Genomic DNA, 14,997 nt, shown 5'->3' on the forward strand with positions numbered 1-14,997 from the left:
CACGCCGATACGACTACCTGTCTTTGTCGGCGCGTCGGCAAGTAGTCCTACGCAGTGCCGACGCGGAACCGACCCCCCTCGAGCCGGAAGAGGCCCATCATGCCACAGTCACCAGCACAGCTCCTGAGAAGGATGCGATCCCTCAGCCCCACCTCTCCGCGTCTCGTCTGGCACGGCCGGGACGGTCGGATCGAACTGTCCGGGCGCGTCTTCGACAACTGGGTCGCCAAGAGCGCCAACCTCCTCGTGGACGAACTCGACGCAGCCGACGGGACCGTCGTCGCCGTCGACCTGCCGGTCCACTGGAAGAGCCTCGCCCTCGTGTTCGCCTGCTGGCAGGTGGGGGCGGTCGTCGTCCTGCCCGACGGCGACGGCGTCCCCGGCCCCTCGGTCGGGACCTCCGCCGACGCCGACATCGTGCTGACCTCGTGGGCCGGCGTTGAGGTGGACCCGCCGCGCCTGCTGGCCTGCGTGGCCCTCGGCTCGCTCGCGCTCCGGTGGGACGGGCCGCTGCCGCGGGGAGCCGTGGACTTCGCCGCGGAGGTGCGCTCCCACGGCGACGTGTTCCTCGACGCGGCCGACGGCAGGGCGTCCGCCCCCCTGGTCCGCGCACCCGGGCGGGAGCTGACGGCCGTGGACCTCGCAGGCATGGTGGCGCTGCCCGGAGGGCACGATCAGGCGGCGGCTGTCGCCGAACCGCCGACGCTCCTCCTGGCCCCCGGCGTCGGCCTGCTGCGGACCCTCGCCGCCGCGGCCGCGGTGTGGGAGCGGGACGGGGCGCTCGTCCTCGTGGAGGAAGGCGTCACGGTCACGGACACGATGCTCAGCGGCGAGAAGGTCACTGACCGGATGGGTGCCTGACCGTCTCGATCCCGGGCTCCGTCCGGGCCGGGGCCGCGGTGCCCGCGGGCCCGTCCTGCGGGTGGATGAGCTCCTGGTCGTGGGTGAACACCGGGTCCGCGTCGAGTTCCACGTTGAACACCCAGAACCGGTAGGCGATGAAGCGGACGAAGGTGGCGAGCACGGTGCCGAAGACCCCCACGACGAACAGGGGGCCCGGCTCGACGACGTCGAAGAGGTACTTGGCCACCCACACACACCCTGCGGCGATACCCATCCCGATCACGTTGATGAAGACGAACATGGCGAGCTCGCGGGCCGGATTGGGTTGGCGGCGGTGGCGGAAGGTCCAGTAGCGGTTGGCGACCCAGGCGAAGACCGTGGCCACGCCGGCCGAGACGAAGCGCGCCTTGACCTCGCTGCCGCTCATCGGGCCGTGGATCAGGTACCAGTAGAGCCCGTTGTCGATGACGAAAGCCACACCGCCGACCGCCCCGAACTTCGCCACCTCGCGCCAGAAGAGCGACGCGAGGCCCCTGATCCGGTCCATGAGTCCTGCCACTGTCAACCTCCGAGGTCCGATACGAACGCCGGCACCGCAGGGGATGCTCCCGGCGGACCTGCAGGACAAACCGCGACGGGGCCAGCAGAGCAGGCAACCCAGGCCGACCTTTGCATGGCGCGTTTCGCCCCATTTTACGGGGTGTTCACGGTCGCGGTCCCCGGCGGCGTCCGGAAACCCCCGCTAGCAGGTCGGCGGCCTCCTGTGAAACACCCGGTTGCCTCCCGTTCCGGCCGGCCGGATGGCCGGGTCCGGCCGCCCCGTGGTTACCCTGTAGTGGTGACTTTTCCCGTGATAGGCGTCATCGGCGGCGGCCAGCTCGCCCGCATGATGGCCGGTCCCGCCGTCGAACTCGGCCTCGAACTCCGCGTCCTCGCAGAGGGCCCCGACGTGTCCGCCGTGGCCGCCGTCGCCCGCTCCCACGTGGGCGACTACCGCGATCGCGAGACGCTGCGCGCCTTCGCCGCGGGTGTGGACGTCGTCACCTTCGACCACGAGCACGTCCCCGGTGAGCTCCTCGCGGACCTGGCCGCCGACGGCGTGCGCCTCCACCCCTCACCGGCGGCGCTCCTGCACGCGCAGGACAAGCTCGTGATGCGGCGGGCCGTCGACGCACTCGGATTGCCCAACCCCTCCTGGCGGGCGGTGACGGACCCCTCCGGCGTCGAGGCCTTCGCGGCCTCCGCGGGCTGGCCGGTGGTCCTCAAGACACCGCGTGGCGGCTACGACGGCAAGGGGGTCCTCGTACTGCGCGACGCCGCGTCCCTCGACGCGGCGCGGGACTGGTTCACCGGCGGCGAGCTGCTGGTCGAGCAGTTCGTCCCGTTCAGCCGCGAACTGTCCGTCCTCGTGGCCCGGCGGCCCTCCGGGGAGGCCGTCGCGTGGCCCGTCGTCGAGTCCATCCAGGTGGACAGCGTGTGCAACGAGGTCATCGCCCCCGCCCCGGGCCTGGCCGACGACCTCGCCGACGCCGTCACCGGGGCCGCGCTGCGTCTCGCCGAACGTCTCGACGTCACGGGCGTCCTGGCGGTCGAACTCTTCGAGACCCCGGGCTCCGGGGCCGGCTACCTCATCAACGAGCTCGCCATGCGTCCGCACAACTCGGGCCACTGGACCATGGACGGCGCCGTGACAGGACAGTTCGAACAGCACCTGCGCGCTGTCCTCGACCTGCCCCTCGGCTCCACCGCCCCCGTGGCGGAGCACGCCGTGATGAAGAACATCCTCGGCGGGGCGAACACGGACATCTACGCGGCGTATCCGGCCGCCCTGTCCTCAGGACCGTCCGCTAAAGTGCACTTCTACGGCAAGGACGTCCGTCCCGGCCGGAAGATCGGCCACGTCAACGCGCTGGCGGCCCCCGGGGAGCCGCTCGCCGACGTCCGCGCCAGGGCCACGAGGGTAGCCGCGACGCTCCGCGACGGCACCCGGGACGACCCCACTCAGGAATGACCGAAGGGAATGCAGTGACAAACGCCCAGGTAGGACTCGTGATGGGCTCGGACTCCGATTGGCCCGTCATGGAAGCCGCAGCGGCTGCACTGGCCGAGTTCTCCATCCCCTACGAGGCGGACGTCGTGTCCGCGCACCGCATGCCCGACGCGATGATCGAGTACGGCAGGAGCGCCCAGGAGCGCGGGCTGCGGGTCCTCATCGCCGGCGCCGGCGGCGCCGCGCACCTTCCGGGCATGCTCGCCTCCGTGACGCCGCTGCCCGTGATCGGCGTCCCGGTCCCCCTGCGCTACCTCGACGGCATGGACTCGCTCCTGTCGATCGTGCAGATGCCCGCCGGCGTCCCCGTGGCCACCGTGTCCATCGGCGGTGCCCGCAACGCGGGGCTGCTCGCCGTCAGGATGCTCGCCTCCGGCACGGACGAGCAGGCGGCCACCCTGCGGCGGCAACTCGTCGAGTTCGCCGGGGCCCTCCGGCGGACCGCGGAGGAGAAGGGCGCCGCACTCCGCTCCCGCATCGCGGAGGCCACGGCGGACGACGCATGACGACGACCACCCGCACCGGGTCCCACGGCGTGGGCGCCCTCACCGACCCCGTCCGGTACCCGGAGTCCGCCCCGCCCGCGGTCCGCACCAAGCGCGCCTTCGTCCTCCTCGCCCTGACGCTCGTCCTGCCGGGCTCCGCGCAGGTCGTCGCCGGGGACCGGCGCCTCGGGCGCCGGGCACTGCGCGCCACGTTCGCCTGCTGGGCCCTCGTGCTCCTCGGCATCGTCCTCGCCGTCACGAACCGCACCCTCGCCGTCGGCGTCGTGACCCACCGCTGGTGGTCGCTGCTGCTGATCGCCGGTCTCCTCGCGATCGCCGTCGGATGGGCCCTGCTCTTCCTGAACACCCTCCGCCTCATCCGCATGCCCCTGCTCGACCGCGGGGCGCGCCCCCTCGTGGCGGGCGCCCTCGCGGTGCTCATGGTGCTCACCAGCGGATCCCTCGCCTACGGCGCCTACGTCCTCGGGGTGGGGCGGTCCACGGTCAGCTCCATCTTCCAGTCCGGGCCCGCCTTCGACCCCGTGGACGGCCGGTACAACTTCCTCCTCATGGGCGGCGATGCCGGCGAGGACCGCACGGGCCGCCGGCCCGACAGCATCTCGGTTATCAGCGTCGACGCGGAGACGGGCGCCACCGTCACGTTCAGCATCCCGCGCAACTTCCAGAACGCGCCGTTCTCCGAGGACTCCCCCCTCTGGGAGGTCTACCCGGACGGCTACAACTGCGGCGACCCGTGCATCATCAACAGCCTCTACACGACGGTGACCCAGAACCACACGGACCTGTACCCCGACGCCCAGGACCCGGGCGCCGAGGCCATGATGGACGCCGCGAGCGGTGTCCTCGGGATCGAGGTGCAGGCCTACGTCCTCGTCGACATGAACGGCTTCGAGCAGCTGGTCGACGCCATGGGCGGCATCCGGATCGACGCCGGCGGCTGGGTGCCCATCACCGCCGCCGAGATCCCCGGCACCGACCCGATCCGCCACTACCCGCCGGACGGCTGGATCAAGCCGGGCGTCCAGACCCTCGACGGGTACCACGCCCTCTGGTACGCCCGGAGCCGCGAGTTCGTCACGGACTACGACCGCATCGCGCGCCAGCAGTGCGTCCAGCAGGCCATGATCGCGCAGCTGGACCCGTCCACCCTCCTGACGCGGTTCCAGTCGATCGCCGCGGCCGGCACGCAGATCGTCGAGACGGACATCCCGCAGGACCAGCTGGCCGGCTTCGTCGACCTGGGGCTGAAGGCCCAGGGCCAGGAGACCCGCCGCCTGATCATCGGCCCGCCGGACTTCGGCACCCCGGCGGAGAACTTCGTCACCTACCCCGACTTCGACCGCATCCACACCCGCGTCCAGGAGATGCTCGCCGAGGGGTCGGCGGATCCGGCCGCCGCCGGTCCGCTGACGCTGGAACGGGCCGGCGTCGTCGCGCAGGTCCCGGCGCAGACCGTCGACGACGGCGCGACTGACGGCACCTCGGACGGGACGGACGACGGCATCACCGAGGAGTACCTGCAGGAACTCGCCATCATCGGCGACGACCTCACCCTCGGCGACCTGCTCGCGAACAACGGCGAATGCTCACCCGCCTGACCGACCCCGCCCGTCCGGCGCCGCCCTGCGCGCCGTCCCACCAGCCGAAGGATCGATGACGATGTTCCTCCTCGACAGCCCCCTCCGTCCGTACGCCTGGGGCTCGGAGCACGCCATCGCCGACCTGCTCGGCCGGGAACCGTCGGGGGGCCCGGAGGCGGAGCTCTGGGTCGGCGCGCATCCCGACTCCCCCTCCGAGGCCGTGTTCGCCGACGGGGCCCGCAGCAGCCTCCACGACCTCATCGACGAGGATCCGCGGGCGATGCTCGGCGACGAGGTGGCCGGGCGCTTCGACGGCCGTCTCCCGTTCCTCCTGAAGGTGCTGGCGGCGGGATCGGCCCTGTCCCTGCAGGTGCACCCGAGCCTCGAGCAGGCGGCGGCCGGCTACGACGCCGAGGAGGCCGCCGGCGTTCCCCGCGACGCCCCGCACCGAAACTACAGGGACCGGAACCACAAGCCGGAGATGATCTTCGCGCTCACCCCCTTCGAGGCCCTGTGCGGGTTCCGGCCCCTGGCCGACGCCGCGCGCATCATCGACGTCCTCGCCGCCGCCGTGGAGCCCGGCTCGACGGCCCACCGCCTCCTCGACGGCGTCGCCGCGCAGCTGGTGTCAGGCGGTGAGGCAGGGCTGCGCGGCGCCTTCACGCTCCTGCTCCGGGCGCCCGGCGAGGCCGTGGACGCGGTGGTGGCGGCCGCGGGGCGCGCCGAGGGGACCGGGGACGGGACGGGCTCCGGGGACGCGACGGCCCGGGATCTCGCGACCCTCGCCGAACTGTCCGGCCAGTACCCCGGCGATCCGGGGGTGCTCGTCGCCCTGCTGCTCAACCGTGTCTCGCTCCGGCCGGGCGAGGCGCTCTACCTGCCCGCCGGGAACATCCACGCCTACCTGGGCGGGCTGGGCATCGAGGTCATGGCCTCCTCGGACAACGTGCTGCGCGGCGGCCTGACGCCGAAGCACGTGGACACCGCGGAGCTGCTCGCGACCGTGGTCTTCGCACCGCTCGCGCCGCCGTCGCTCGTGCCCGAGTACACGCTGCTCGACCAGGAGCTGTACCGTCCGCCGTTCGAGGAGTTCCAGCTGCAGCGGATCGTCCTGGCGGACCCGGCGGCCGGGCCCGCCGGCACCGCCGACGACGCCCCCGGGACGGACGGCGCCCCGGCCGGGGGCGGGAGCCTCACGCCGGCGCACGTCCCCGTGGTGCAGAACGGTCCCGTCGTCGTCCTCGCGGTCAGCGCCCCGATCCTGCTGGACACCCCGAACTCGACGCTCCTCGTGCCGCGCGGGAGCAGCGCCTTCGTCGCGGCGTCCGAGGCGCCCCTGATGGTGCGTCCGGCCGCGGACGAGCACGGGGCCACGGACGGTCCGGTGCTGGCGTTCGCCGTCACCGTGGGCGGCGGGACGTCCGCGCTCGGCGTGTAGGAGGTCGGCCCGGAGCGCGCCCGGCAGCGCTTCCCCTTGCGCCGTCGCCCGAGTGCGCAGCTACGGCGGGTCCCGCCGTCGAACACCCACCACACGTGGGCACTCACGCGGGGCGGACGCGTCCCGGCAACGCCGGGCGACGGGTGGGTCAGGAGGCGCGCCCCGCACGCACGCGCCGCACCGCACCGACGACCCGCCCTACCTGGCGGCGCGCCAGCTGCGCACCGCGCTTCGCGACCGGGAGCGCCCGGCTGAACACCGGGTAGAGGGGTGAGAGCGGGTAGTCCCAGGTGCCGGCGAGCTGGTCCTCGTGCTTCGCCCAGCCCATCTTGAAGCGGGAGACGCCGTCGTTGAGCAGGCCGTTGAAGTCGTAGCGGTGCACGCCCCGCGCCTTCATCTCGCAGATCGCGAACCACTTCAGCGCGTAGTTCGCGCGGAGCCGTTCGCCCTCATCGGTCATCCCACCGTAGAGCTCGAAGGAGGTGGCGTCGGTCGTGGAGAGCCAGAGGAAGGCGACGACGTCGCCGCCCTGGAACGCGGCGTACACCGGGGACGCGTCGCCGAGGTTGTCGAAGATGTCCAGGTAGTAGGAGTCCTCGTGGATGCCGAAGCCCGCGCGCTCGGCCGTCAGCCGGTAGACGTCAAGGCAGGCCGGGAGCTCGCTGCGGACCACGCGCCGGAGGTCCAGGCCCTCCCGGCCGGACTTGCGGATGTACTGGCGGTGCTTCTTCGTCATGTCGGCCAGCAGGTCCTCCTCCGATCGCCGGAGGTCCAGGATGAGGGTGCGGCCGATGAGGATGGTGTTCGTGCTCGTCTTCCAGCCCGCCGCGGGGAGGGCACGGACGACGTCGCCCTCCGCCTCCCAGTCGGGTTCGATCGACAGCGCGACCGACGGGTGGGCCGCCCGGACGTACCCGACGATGGCCTCCAGGGCCTCGGCCTCGCGCCCCGGCAGGGCCTGCGGGCCGCGGGGGATGTAGGCGAGTCGCCGCAGCGGGAACGGCAGCGACCGGCACAGCACCTGCGCGGCGGCGACGACGACGCCGTCGTCCCCCTGGAGGATCACGCGGTCCGCGGTCCAGCCGTGCGCGGCTTTCGTCGCACCCCACCCCCACAGCTGCTGGGGGTGGCCTCCCAGCTCGTTGACGGTGGTGTCCCAGAGGGCACGGTCGGGGCAGGGCGACACGGAAAGGCTCATCCGACCAGCCTATAGGGGCGCGCCGCCCTGCCCGGTCCCGGACGGGCGGACCGGCCGACGGTCAGTCCTTGACCCTCGCGTACGTCTCCCACTTGTGGGCCTGGTGCTCGCCGTCGACCACGCGGATGGTGCCCGACTTCGAGCGCATGACGATCGACTGCGTGAGGACCTTGTCCTTGCTGTACCGCACCCCGCGCAGCAGGTCGCCGTCGGTGATGCCCGTCGCGGCGAAGTAGCAGTTGTCGCTCGTGACGAGGTCGTTGGTGGACAGCACACGGTCGAGGTCGTGGCCGGCGTCGAGCGCCTTCTGCTTCTCCTCGTCGCTCGTGGGCCAGAGCCTGCCCTGGATGACGCCGCCCAGGGACTTGATGGCGCAGGCCGCCACGATCCCCTCCGGGGTGCCGCCGATACCCATGAGGGCGTCGACGTCGGTGCCCTCGCGGGCCGCGGCGATCGCCCCGGCGACGTCGCCGTCCATGATGAACTTGGTGCGCGCGCCGGCGGCGCGGATCTCCTCCACGAGCGGCTTGTGGCGGTCGCGGTCCAGGATCATGACGTTGAGCTGGCTGACCTTCTTGTTGTTGGCCTTCGCGATGAGGTGGAGGTTCTGCTTGACCGGCAGGCGCAGGTCCACCATGTCGGCGGCCTCCGGTCCGGTCACGAGCTTCTCCATGTAGAAGACGGCCGACGGATCGAACATCGAGCCCCGCTCCGCGACGGCGAGCACGGCGAGCGCGTTGTTGATGCCGAGCGCCGTGAGCCGGGTGCCGTCGATCGGGTCGACAGCGACGTCGCACTCGGGTCCGCTGCCGTCGCCCACGCGTTCGCCGTTGAACAGCATGGGGGCCTCGTCCTTCTCGCCCTCCCCGATCACCACGACGCCGTTGAAGTGCACGGTCTGCAGGAGCGAGCGCATGGCGTCTACCGCGGCGCCGTCGGCCAGGTTCTTGTCGCCGAACCCGACCCAGTGGCCCCCGGCGATGGCCGCGGCCTCCGTGACGCGCACCAGTTCGAGGGCGAGGTTCCGGTCCGGTTCCTTGTCCCCGACGGCCAGCGCCGGTGACAGTGTGGAGTACTGGGCATTCGTAGCGTTCTGGGACACGTCTATCCTCATCGTCGAAGGTCGTCGGCCTGTGCGCGCACGCACCTGTCCTGTGCTGCCATCATAGGCGCGCGGGCGGCACGGCGCCCCCTGCGGACACCGGCGTACGGCGCCGCGGACGGGCGTCCGTTAGGCGCAGTGGCCCGCATCAGCGAAAATGGAGGGGTGAGCGACCACGGCGACGAGCGGACGACCCCCGGCACACGACCAGGCCCGGCGGACGGGCAGGTCCCGGCCGCGCCGCCGGGCATCCAGCAGGCGCGCCGGACGGCCGACGGCGCCCGGCCAGCGATGGACCTGGACGACGACGCCCCGCCCATCACGCTGACGCCGAACCAGGCAAAGCGCGCGAGCTCCACGGCCCGCGGCATGCTGATCGCCACGGGCGCGACCATCGCCGTCGTCCTCCCCGTCTACTTCCTCAACCCCACCCACACCGCGGAGACGTACCAGCGGGACATCGACGTCGAGACCGTCGCCCGGCAGGCGGCGGGCGACGCCGGCTACCTCCCGGCGTCGCCGGCCCTGCCGGAGGACTGGACCTCCAACTACGCCCGGTGGGTCAGCGGAGCCAGCGACGCGGTGGACTTCTGGGAGGTCGGGTTCCTCACCGCGGACACCGGCTTCATCCAGCTCACCCAGACCGACGACGCCAATCCCACGTGGACCGCGCAGCGCATCGGCGACGCGCAGGTCTCGGGGACGCGGACGATCGGCGGGCTCGAGTGGCAGCTCCTCGATGCCTCGAACGGGGACACCGTGCTGACCTCCGAGGTCGACGGCGCCACCGTGATCCTCAACGGGGAGGCCTCCCTCACCGAATTCGACACCGTGGGCGAGGCCGTCGTCGAGGACGTGCGGCGGAACGCGGCCGAGGAGGCCGAGCGCCTGTCATCCTCCGACATGGACGGATCGTGACGGCCGGAGACAGTACAGTGGGCGGCGTGACCCAGCAACTGACCCCCGCCGCCGCCTGGGCGCGACTGCAGGAGGGCAACGCGCGCTTCGTGGCCTCCGACGTCTCGCACCCCAACCAGGACGCCTCCCGCCGCACCGCCCTCGTGAACAACCAGCACCCGTTCGCCGTCATCTTCGGCTGCTCGGACTCGCGGCTGGCCGCGGAGATCATCTTCGACCTCGGCCTCGGTGACGTCTTCGTGGTCCGCACGGCCGGGCAGGTGATCGACGACGCCGTCCTCGGCTCGCTCGAATACAGCGTGAGCGTGCTCGGCGTCCCCCTGATCGTGATCCTCGGCCATGACAGCTGCGGCGCCGTCACGGCGACGATGAACGCGGTCGAGACCGGCGACATGCCCACGGGCTTCCTCCGCGACCTCGTCGAGCGGATCACGCCGTCCGTCCTGACCGCGCGGCGGGAGGGCGTCACCGACGTCAACACGACGGTCATCGAGCACACGAAGCAGACCGCCCAGCGTCTCGTCGACAGCTCCCGCGTCATCTCCGACGCCGTCGAGGGCGGCTCGGTCGCCGTCATCGGTGTCTCCTACCGCCTCGACGAGGGCAAGGCCGTGCTGGTGTCAGGATTTGGCGCACTGTAGCGCAGCGGTAAGAATTGCGGCATGACTCCAACGCCTGCAGCCAGCCCTGAATCCACCCCGACGACGGGCGCTGCGCCCGGCGCGGGGACCGCGGACTACCGCATCGAACACGACACCATGGGCGAGGTGCGCGTCCCGGTGAACGCCCTGTACCGGGCGCAGACGCAGCGGGCCGTCGAGAACTTCCCGATCTCCGGCACCACCCTCGAGCGCGCACACATCGAGGCGCTCGCCCGCATCAAGAAGGCCGCCGCGACGGCCAACGCCGAGCTCGGCGTGCTCGACGCGGAGCGCGCGCGGGCCATCGAGGCGGCGGCGGAGGGCGTGGCCTCGGGCCGGTACGACGGCGACTTCCCGGTGGACATCTACCAGACCGGCTCGGGGACGTCCTCGAACATGAACGCGAACGAGGTCATCGCGACCCTCGCGAGCCGGGCGCTCGAGGCCGCGGGGAGCTCCACCTCGGTGCACCCGAACGATCACGTCAACGCGTCGCAGTCCTCGAACGACGTCTTCCCCACCTCCGTCCACGTCGCCGCGACGTCGGCGCTGGTCAAGGACCTGATCCCGGCGCTGGCGCACCTCGCCGAGGCCCTCGAGCGCAAGGCGGAGGAGTTCGCGACCGTCGTCAAGTCCGGCCGCACGCACCTCATGGACGCCACCCCCGTCACGCTGGGCCAGGAGTTCGGCGGCTACGCGGCGCAGGTGCGCTACGGCATCGAGCGCATCGAGGCCTCGCTGCCGCGGGTGGCCGAAGTGCCGCTGGGCGGCACCGCCGTCGGCACCGGCATCAACACCCCGGCGGGCTTCTCCGCGCGGGTCATCGAACTGCTCGCCGCGGACACCGGGCTCCCCCTCACCGAGGCGCGCGACCACTTCGAGGCGCAGGCCAACCGCGACTCCCTCGTGGAGGTCTCCGGGATGCTGCGGACCATCGCGGTCTCGCTCACGAAGATCCACAACGACCTGCGCTGGCTCGGCTCCGGCCCGAACACCGGTCTCGGCGAGATCGCCCTGCCCGACCTGCAGCCCGGGTCCTCGATTATGCCCGGCAAGGTCAACCCGGTGATCGCGGAGGCCGTCATCATGGTCTGCGCGCAGGTGGTGGGCAACGACGCCACCGTGGCCTGGTCCGGCACGAACGGTGCGTTCGAGCTCAACGTCGGCATCCCCGTGATCGCCCGGAACGTCCTGGAGTCCATCCGCCTGCTGGGCAACGCGTCGCGCGTGTCCGCGGACCGCATGATCGACGGCATCACGGCGAACGTGGAGCGGGCGCGCTTCCTCGCCGAGGCCTCCCCCTCGATCGTGACGCCGCTCAACAAGCACATCGGGTACGAGAACGCCGCGAAGATCGCGAAGAAGGCGGTGGCGGAGGGCCTCACGGTCCGCGAGGCCGTCGTCGCCCTCGGCTTCGTGGAGCGCGGTGAACTGACCGAGGAGCAGCTCGACTCGGCGCTCGACGTCCTCTCGATGACGCGACCTCCGCAGGCCTGACCGGGAGGCGGCCGGGGTCCGTCAAGACACGAAGCGGGCCACACCGTCGAAGGACGCGGCGCCCTGCACCAGCGCCAGATGGCGGGCGCTCAGCTCCGGCAGGGCGTCCGGCGGGAACCATCGGACGTCCGTCGACTCGTCGTCGTTGACGCGGGCGGTGCCGCTGACCCGGCGGCACCGGAAGTCGAGGGTCAGGAACGTGGTCACGTCACCGTTGGGGAACGTGATGGGCCCCACGACCTTCGTCCCGAGCAGGCACTCGACCTCGACCACCACCCCGGTCTCCTCCTCGACCTCGCGGCGCAGGGCGACCGCGGGCTCCTCACCGGGTTCGACCATGCCGGTGATGAGGGCCCACGCACCGTTGTCGGCACGCCGGCCGAGGAGCACGCGCCCGTCCTCGTCGAGGACCACGCCGCACACCCCCGGGAGCCAGAGCGGGTCATGGCCGATCACGCGGCGCAGGGCGAGGACGAAGTCCGGAGTAGGCATGATTTTCAGGGTAGTACAGCGAGCCCGAGGGCTGCCCCGGCGATGAGGAACGGGCCGAAGGCCACGGATGTGCTCAGCGTCGCCCGCCGCGCCGCCAGGAGCAGCACGCTCCACGCTCCGCCGAGCACGACGGCGAGGAACGGGCCCCACCAGAGCCCGTCCCACCCGGCGAAGCCCAGGTAGAGACCGAGGAGCCCCGCGAGCTTCACGTCGCCGAGGCCCAGACCCGGCGGATGGAGCAGATGCAGTGCCGCGAAGGCGACCAGCAGGATTGCTCCCCCGCCCAGCATCCCCGCGATCCGCCGCCAGTCCCCGGCCGTCGCCGCGGCCGCGCCGAGGAGCAGGACCGCCGCGGGGTAGGACGGCAGGACGATGCGGTCCGGCAGCCGATGGGTGCGCCAGTCGATGACGCCCAGCCGCACCCCGACGACGGCGAACCCCGCGAGCGCGGCGACGAGGAGCACGAAGGCCACGGGCTCCCCGTGCAGGTAGTCGGCGAGCGCGGCGGTCACGGCTCCAACCTACGCGACGGCCCTGATCCGGCGGCGCACCGGCGGTTACACTGTGGAAATGTCGGCCCAGCACACTTCCAGCCCCGAGGAGACGTTCCGCTCGCTCTGCCGCTCCTCACCCTGGCGCTGGGAGAGCCTGCGCTTCACCATCTCGTGGCGTGCGCCGTCGGCGTCGGGCACCGACACGGCACCGCCGCTCACGGCCTGGCTGCGCCGACCCGCGGCGCTGCGGGTGGAGGCGGCGGACGGCACGCTCCTCCATTCCACCACCGGCAACGAGACCTCCCGCGACACGATGTACGTGAGCGCCACCCGGAAGTCCTGGCTCCTGGCACCGCGCCTCGTGACCCCCGTGTACGACGACGCCGGGTTCGTGCGCCGCCGGCCCGAAGCCGCCTACGGCGAGGCGGTGTTCGGGGACCCGCGCTGGTCCTCGATGCTCGACCCGGTGGAACTCACCGGGAACGCGCCCGTCGCGATGGCCTTCCCCGGCGCCGACCGGGTGGAGATCGAGGAGCTCGCGCAGGAGGTGTTCGCCGGCCGGCCGGTCCTGGCCGCGACCCTCACCCCCAACGCCGGCTATGCCCCGACCGCGCCCGGCCACCCCCTCATCGGCGAGGGCCGCACGCGCGTGCTCATCGACGTCGGCACGGCGGTCTGCGTGTCGACGACGGCGCTCGACGGCCCGTCGCGCGGCGCCGGCCACGACCTGCAGATCCTCGGCGTGGACGAGTACCTGACCGACGACTACTTCCGGGCTGCGCCGCCGGACCTGAGCGACGTGAGCCGGCACGTGCCCTGGATCGTCGAGTGAGCTAGAGCTCCGTCCCCTCCAGCAGGTCCGTCACGAGGGCCGCGATCGGCGAGCGCTCCGACCGCGTGAGGGTCACGTGCCCGAACAGCGGATGCCCCTTGAGGATCTCCACGACGGCCGCGATGCCGTCGTGGCGTCCCACGCGCAGGTTGTCGCGCTGCGCGACGTCGTGGGTGAGCACGACCCTCGACTGCTGCCCGATCCGGCTCATGACCGTCAGGAGCACGTTCTTCTCGAGGGACTGCGCCTCGTCGACGATGACGAACGAGTCGTGGAGGCTGCGGCCACGGATGTGGGTGAGGGGCAGCACCTCCAGCATGCCGCGGTCCAGGACCTCCTCGACGACCTCCTGCGACACGAGCGCGCCGAGGGTGTCGAAGACCGCCTGCGCCCAGGGGTTCATCTTCTCGTTCTCGCCCCCGGGCAGGTACCCGAGTTCCTGGCCGCCCACGGCGAAGAGCGGCCGGAAGACCACCACCTTGCGGTGCTCCCGGCGTTCGAGCACCGCCTCGAGGCCCGCGCACAGGGCGAGGGCGGACTTGCCGGTGCCGGCGCGTCCGCCGAGCGAGACGATCCCCACCCCGGGATCCAGGAGGAGGTCGATCGCCAGTCGCTGCTCGGCGGAGCGGCCGTGGAGCCCGAAGACGTCGCGGTCACCCCGCACGAGGCGGACGTGCTTGTCCGCCCCGACCCGCCCCAGCGCCGAACCCCGCGGCGAGAGCAGGACCACCCCGGTGTTGACCGGCTGTTCGGCCGCGCCGGGCGTGAACACCGACTCCCGTGCGTACAGCGCGTCGACCTCCTCGACGGTCGCGTCGAGTTCGACGACGCCGGTCCAGCCGGAGTCCCGGACGAACTCGCTGCGGTACTCCTCCGCCCGGAGGCCCAGCGCGGAGGCCTTGAGGCGTAGCGGCAGGTCTTTCGAGACCACCGTGACGTCCCGCCCTCCGGCGGCGAGGCTCTTCGCGACCGCGAGGATCCGCGCGTCGTTCCCGCCGCTCCTGAAGCCGACCGGGAGCACGTCCGGGGACACGTGGTTCAGCTCGACGAGGAGCGTGCCCCCGCCCCCGAGGGGGACGTCCCGGTCGAGCCCGCCGTGGGCCACCCGCAGGTCGTCCAGCACCCTGAGCGCCGTCCGTGCGAAGTAGCCGAGCTCGGGGTCGTGCCGCTTGTCCTCGAGTTCGGAGATCACGACGACGGGCAGGACCACCTCGTGTTCCTCGAACCGCAGGACGGCGCGGGGGTCCGACAGCAGTACCGAGGTGTCGACGACGTAGCTGCGGCGGCCGGGCGATGCGGCGTTCGATGGGGTGCTGGTCGTGGCCACGTGGACTCCGCTCCGGGGTGCTACGCCCCGACGTCGTAGGTTGGCGCGGGGTCCCGGTCCGGCCCCCGTCGATGGTCCG

15 protein-coding genes are annotated in these 14,997 nt (G+C 72.2%); 9 read left to right on the forward strand and 6 right to left on the reverse strand.

Annotated features, from left to right (window positions below; all coding sequences use genetic code 11):
* Positions 1-132 precede the first annotated feature (132 nt).
* Positions 133-861 (forward strand): TIGR03089 family protein, encoded by a 729-nt coding sequence (locus ACSGDB_RS03875; protein ID WP_434993002.1) that lies wholly within the window; start codon positions 133-135, stop codon positions 859-861.
* Here the strand turns inward: ACSGDB_RS03875 and ACSGDB_RS03880 are convergent.
* Positions 839-1,390 (reverse strand): GtrA family protein, encoded by a 552-nt coding sequence (locus ACSGDB_RS03880; RefSeq protein ID WP_434993003.1) that lies wholly within the window; start codon positions 1,388-1,390, stop codon positions 839-841. The two genes, ACSGDB_RS03875 and ACSGDB_RS03880, sit on opposite strands and share 23 nt — an antisense overlap.
* Before the next feature lie 291 nt (positions 1,391-1,681).
* Between ACSGDB_RS03880 and ACSGDB_RS03885 the strand changes: the two genes are divergently transcribed.
* The 4 genes from ACSGDB_RS03885 (at position 1,682) to manA (ending at position 6,417) form a co-directional block, all read left to right on the forward strand.
* A complete protein-coding gene (locus ACSGDB_RS03885) occupies positions 1,682-2,854 on the forward strand; it encodes a 5-(carboxyamino)imidazole ribonucleotide synthase (RefSeq protein ID WP_434993004.1) in 1,173 nt (390 codons plus the stop codon).
* A 41-nt stretch (positions 2,855-2,895) separates the two neighbouring features.
* Positions 2,896-3,399, forward strand: a complete 504-nt coding sequence (gene purE, locus ACSGDB_RS03890; RefSeq protein WP_434993079.1) for a 5-(carboxyamino)imidazole ribonucleotide mutase — start codon at positions 2,896-2,898, stop codon at positions 3,397-3,399.
* On the forward strand, positions 3,396-4,997 hold the full coding sequence (locus ACSGDB_RS03895) for an LCP family protein (protein ID WP_434993006.1): 1,602 nt from the start codon (positions 3,396-3,398) through the stop codon (positions 4,995-4,997). Before purE ends, ACSGDB_RS03895 begins: the two co-directional genes overlap by 4 nt.
* Positions 4,998-5,058: 61 nt before the next feature.
* Positions 5,059-6,417: a mannose-6-phosphate isomerase, class I gene (gene manA / locus ACSGDB_RS03900; RefSeq protein ID WP_434993081.1), complete on the forward strand. Its 1,359-nt coding sequence runs from the start codon at positions 5,059-5,061 to the stop codon at positions 6,415-6,417.
* A gap of 148 nt (positions 6,418-6,565) precedes the next feature.
* Here the strand turns inward: manA and ACSGDB_RS03905 are convergent, their stop codons facing one another.
* The gene (locus ACSGDB_RS03905; RefSeq protein WP_434993007.1) at positions 6,566-7,615 is read right to left on the reverse strand and encodes a lipid II:glycine glycyltransferase FemX; all 1,050 of its coding nucleotides are present in this window, start codon (positions 7,613-7,615) and stop codon (positions 6,566-6,568) included.
* A 61-nt stretch (positions 7,616-7,676) separates the two neighbouring features.
* On the reverse strand, positions 7,677-8,729 hold the full coding sequence (gene glpX / locus ACSGDB_RS03910) for a class II fructose-bisphosphatase (RefSeq protein WP_434993009.1): 1,053 nt from the start codon (positions 8,727-8,729) through the stop codon (positions 7,677-7,679).
* 153 nt (positions 8,730-8,882) lie between these two features.
* On the opposite strand from glpX, the gene ACSGDB_RS03915 reads away from it, so the two are divergent.
* The 3 genes from ACSGDB_RS03915 to ACSGDB_RS03925 are packed head-to-tail and all read left to right on the forward strand — an operon-like array spanning position 8,883 to position 11,773.
* The gene (locus ACSGDB_RS03915) at positions 8,883-9,635 is read left to right on the forward strand and encodes a DUF4245 domain-containing protein (RefSeq protein WP_434993011.1); all 753 of its coding nucleotides are present in this window, start codon (positions 8,883-8,885) and stop codon (positions 9,633-9,635) included.
* Between the two features lie 26 nt (positions 9,636-9,661).
* Positions 9,662-10,276, forward strand: a complete 615-nt coding sequence (locus tag ACSGDB_RS03920) for a carbonic anhydrase (protein ID WP_434993013.1) — start codon at positions 9,662-9,664, stop codon at positions 10,274-10,276.
* A 21-nt stretch (positions 10,277-10,297) separates the two neighbouring features.
* A complete protein-coding gene (locus tag ACSGDB_RS03925) occupies positions 10,298-11,773 on the forward strand; it encodes a class II fumarate hydratase (protein WP_434993015.1) in 1,476 nt (491 codons plus the stop codon).
* A 21-nt stretch (positions 11,774-11,794) separates the two neighbouring features.
* Here the strand turns inward: ACSGDB_RS03925 and ACSGDB_RS03930 are convergent, their stop codons facing one another.
* Both ACSGDB_RS03930 and ACSGDB_RS03935 read right to left on the reverse strand, forming a co-directional pair.
* The gene (locus tag ACSGDB_RS03930; RefSeq protein WP_434993016.1) at positions 11,795-12,265 is read right to left on the reverse strand and encodes an NUDIX hydrolase; all 471 of its coding nucleotides are present in this window, start codon (positions 12,263-12,265) and stop codon (positions 11,795-11,797) included.
* Positions 12,266-12,270: 5 nt separating this feature from the next.
* Positions 12,271-12,777: a prepilin peptidase gene (locus tag ACSGDB_RS03935; RefSeq protein ID WP_434993018.1), complete on the reverse strand. Its 507-nt coding sequence runs from the start codon at positions 12,775-12,777 to the stop codon at positions 12,271-12,273.
* 58 nt (positions 12,778-12,835) lie between these two features.
* Between ACSGDB_RS03935 and ACSGDB_RS03940 the strand changes: the two genes are divergently transcribed.
* Positions 12,836-13,591, forward strand: a complete 756-nt coding sequence (locus tag ACSGDB_RS03940; RefSeq protein WP_434993020.1) for a hypothetical protein — start codon at positions 12,836-12,838, stop codon at positions 13,589-13,591.
* Position 13,592: 1 nt separating this feature from the next.
* Here the strand turns inward: ACSGDB_RS03940 and ACSGDB_RS03945 are convergent, their stop codons facing one another.
* On the reverse strand, positions 13,593-14,918 hold the full coding sequence (locus ACSGDB_RS03945; RefSeq protein WP_434993022.1) for a PhoH family protein: 1,326 nt from the start codon (positions 14,916-14,918) through the stop codon (positions 13,593-13,595).
* Positions 14,919-14,997 lie beyond the last annotated feature (79 nt).

This window comes from Arthrobacter sp. Ld5 (assembly GCF_051172775.1).
GTDB lineage: Bacteria > Actinomycetota > Actinomycetes > Actinomycetales > Micrococcaceae > Arthrobacter_D.

Bases quoted from the DNA above. Each gene is read 5' to 3' on its own strand.
- ACSGDB_RS03875 (WP_434993002.1), top strand. From the start codon at position 133: ATGCGATCCCTCAGCCCCACCTCTCCGCGTCTCGTCTGGCACGGCCGG.
- ACSGDB_RS03880 (WP_434993003.1), bottom strand. From the start codon at position 1,390: ATGGACCGGATCAGGGGCCTCGCGTCGCTCTTCTGGCGCGAGGTGGCG.
- purE (WP_434993079.1), top strand. From the start codon at position 2,896: ATGGGCTCGGACTCCGATTGGCCCGTCATGGAAGCCGCAGCGGCTGCA.
- ACSGDB_RS03895 (WP_434993006.1), top strand. From the start codon at position 3,396: ATGACGACGACCACCCGCACCGGGTCCCACGGCGTGGGCGCCCTCACC.
- manA (WP_434993081.1), top strand. From the start codon at position 5,059: ATGTTCCTCCTCGACAGCCCCCTCCGTCCGTACGCCTGGGGCTCGGAG.
- ACSGDB_RS03905 (WP_434993007.1), bottom strand. From the start codon at position 7,615: ATGAGCCTTTCCGTGTCGCCCTGCCCCGACCGTGCCCTCTGGGACACC.
- glpX (WP_434993009.1), bottom strand. From the start codon at position 8,729: ATGAGGATAGACGTGTCCCAGAACGCTACGAATGCCCAGTACTCCACA.
- ACSGDB_RS03925 (WP_434993015.1), top strand. From the start codon at position 10,298: ATGACTCCAACGCCTGCAGCCAGCCCTGAATCCACCCCGACGACGGGC.
- ACSGDB_RS03930 (WP_434993016.1), bottom strand. From the start codon at position 12,265: ATGCCTACTCCGGACTTCGTCCTCGCCCTGCGCCGCGTGATCGGCCAT.
- ACSGDB_RS03940 (WP_434993020.1), top strand. From the start codon at position 12,836: ATGTCGGCCCAGCACACTTCCAGCCCCGAGGAGACGTTCCGCTCGCTC.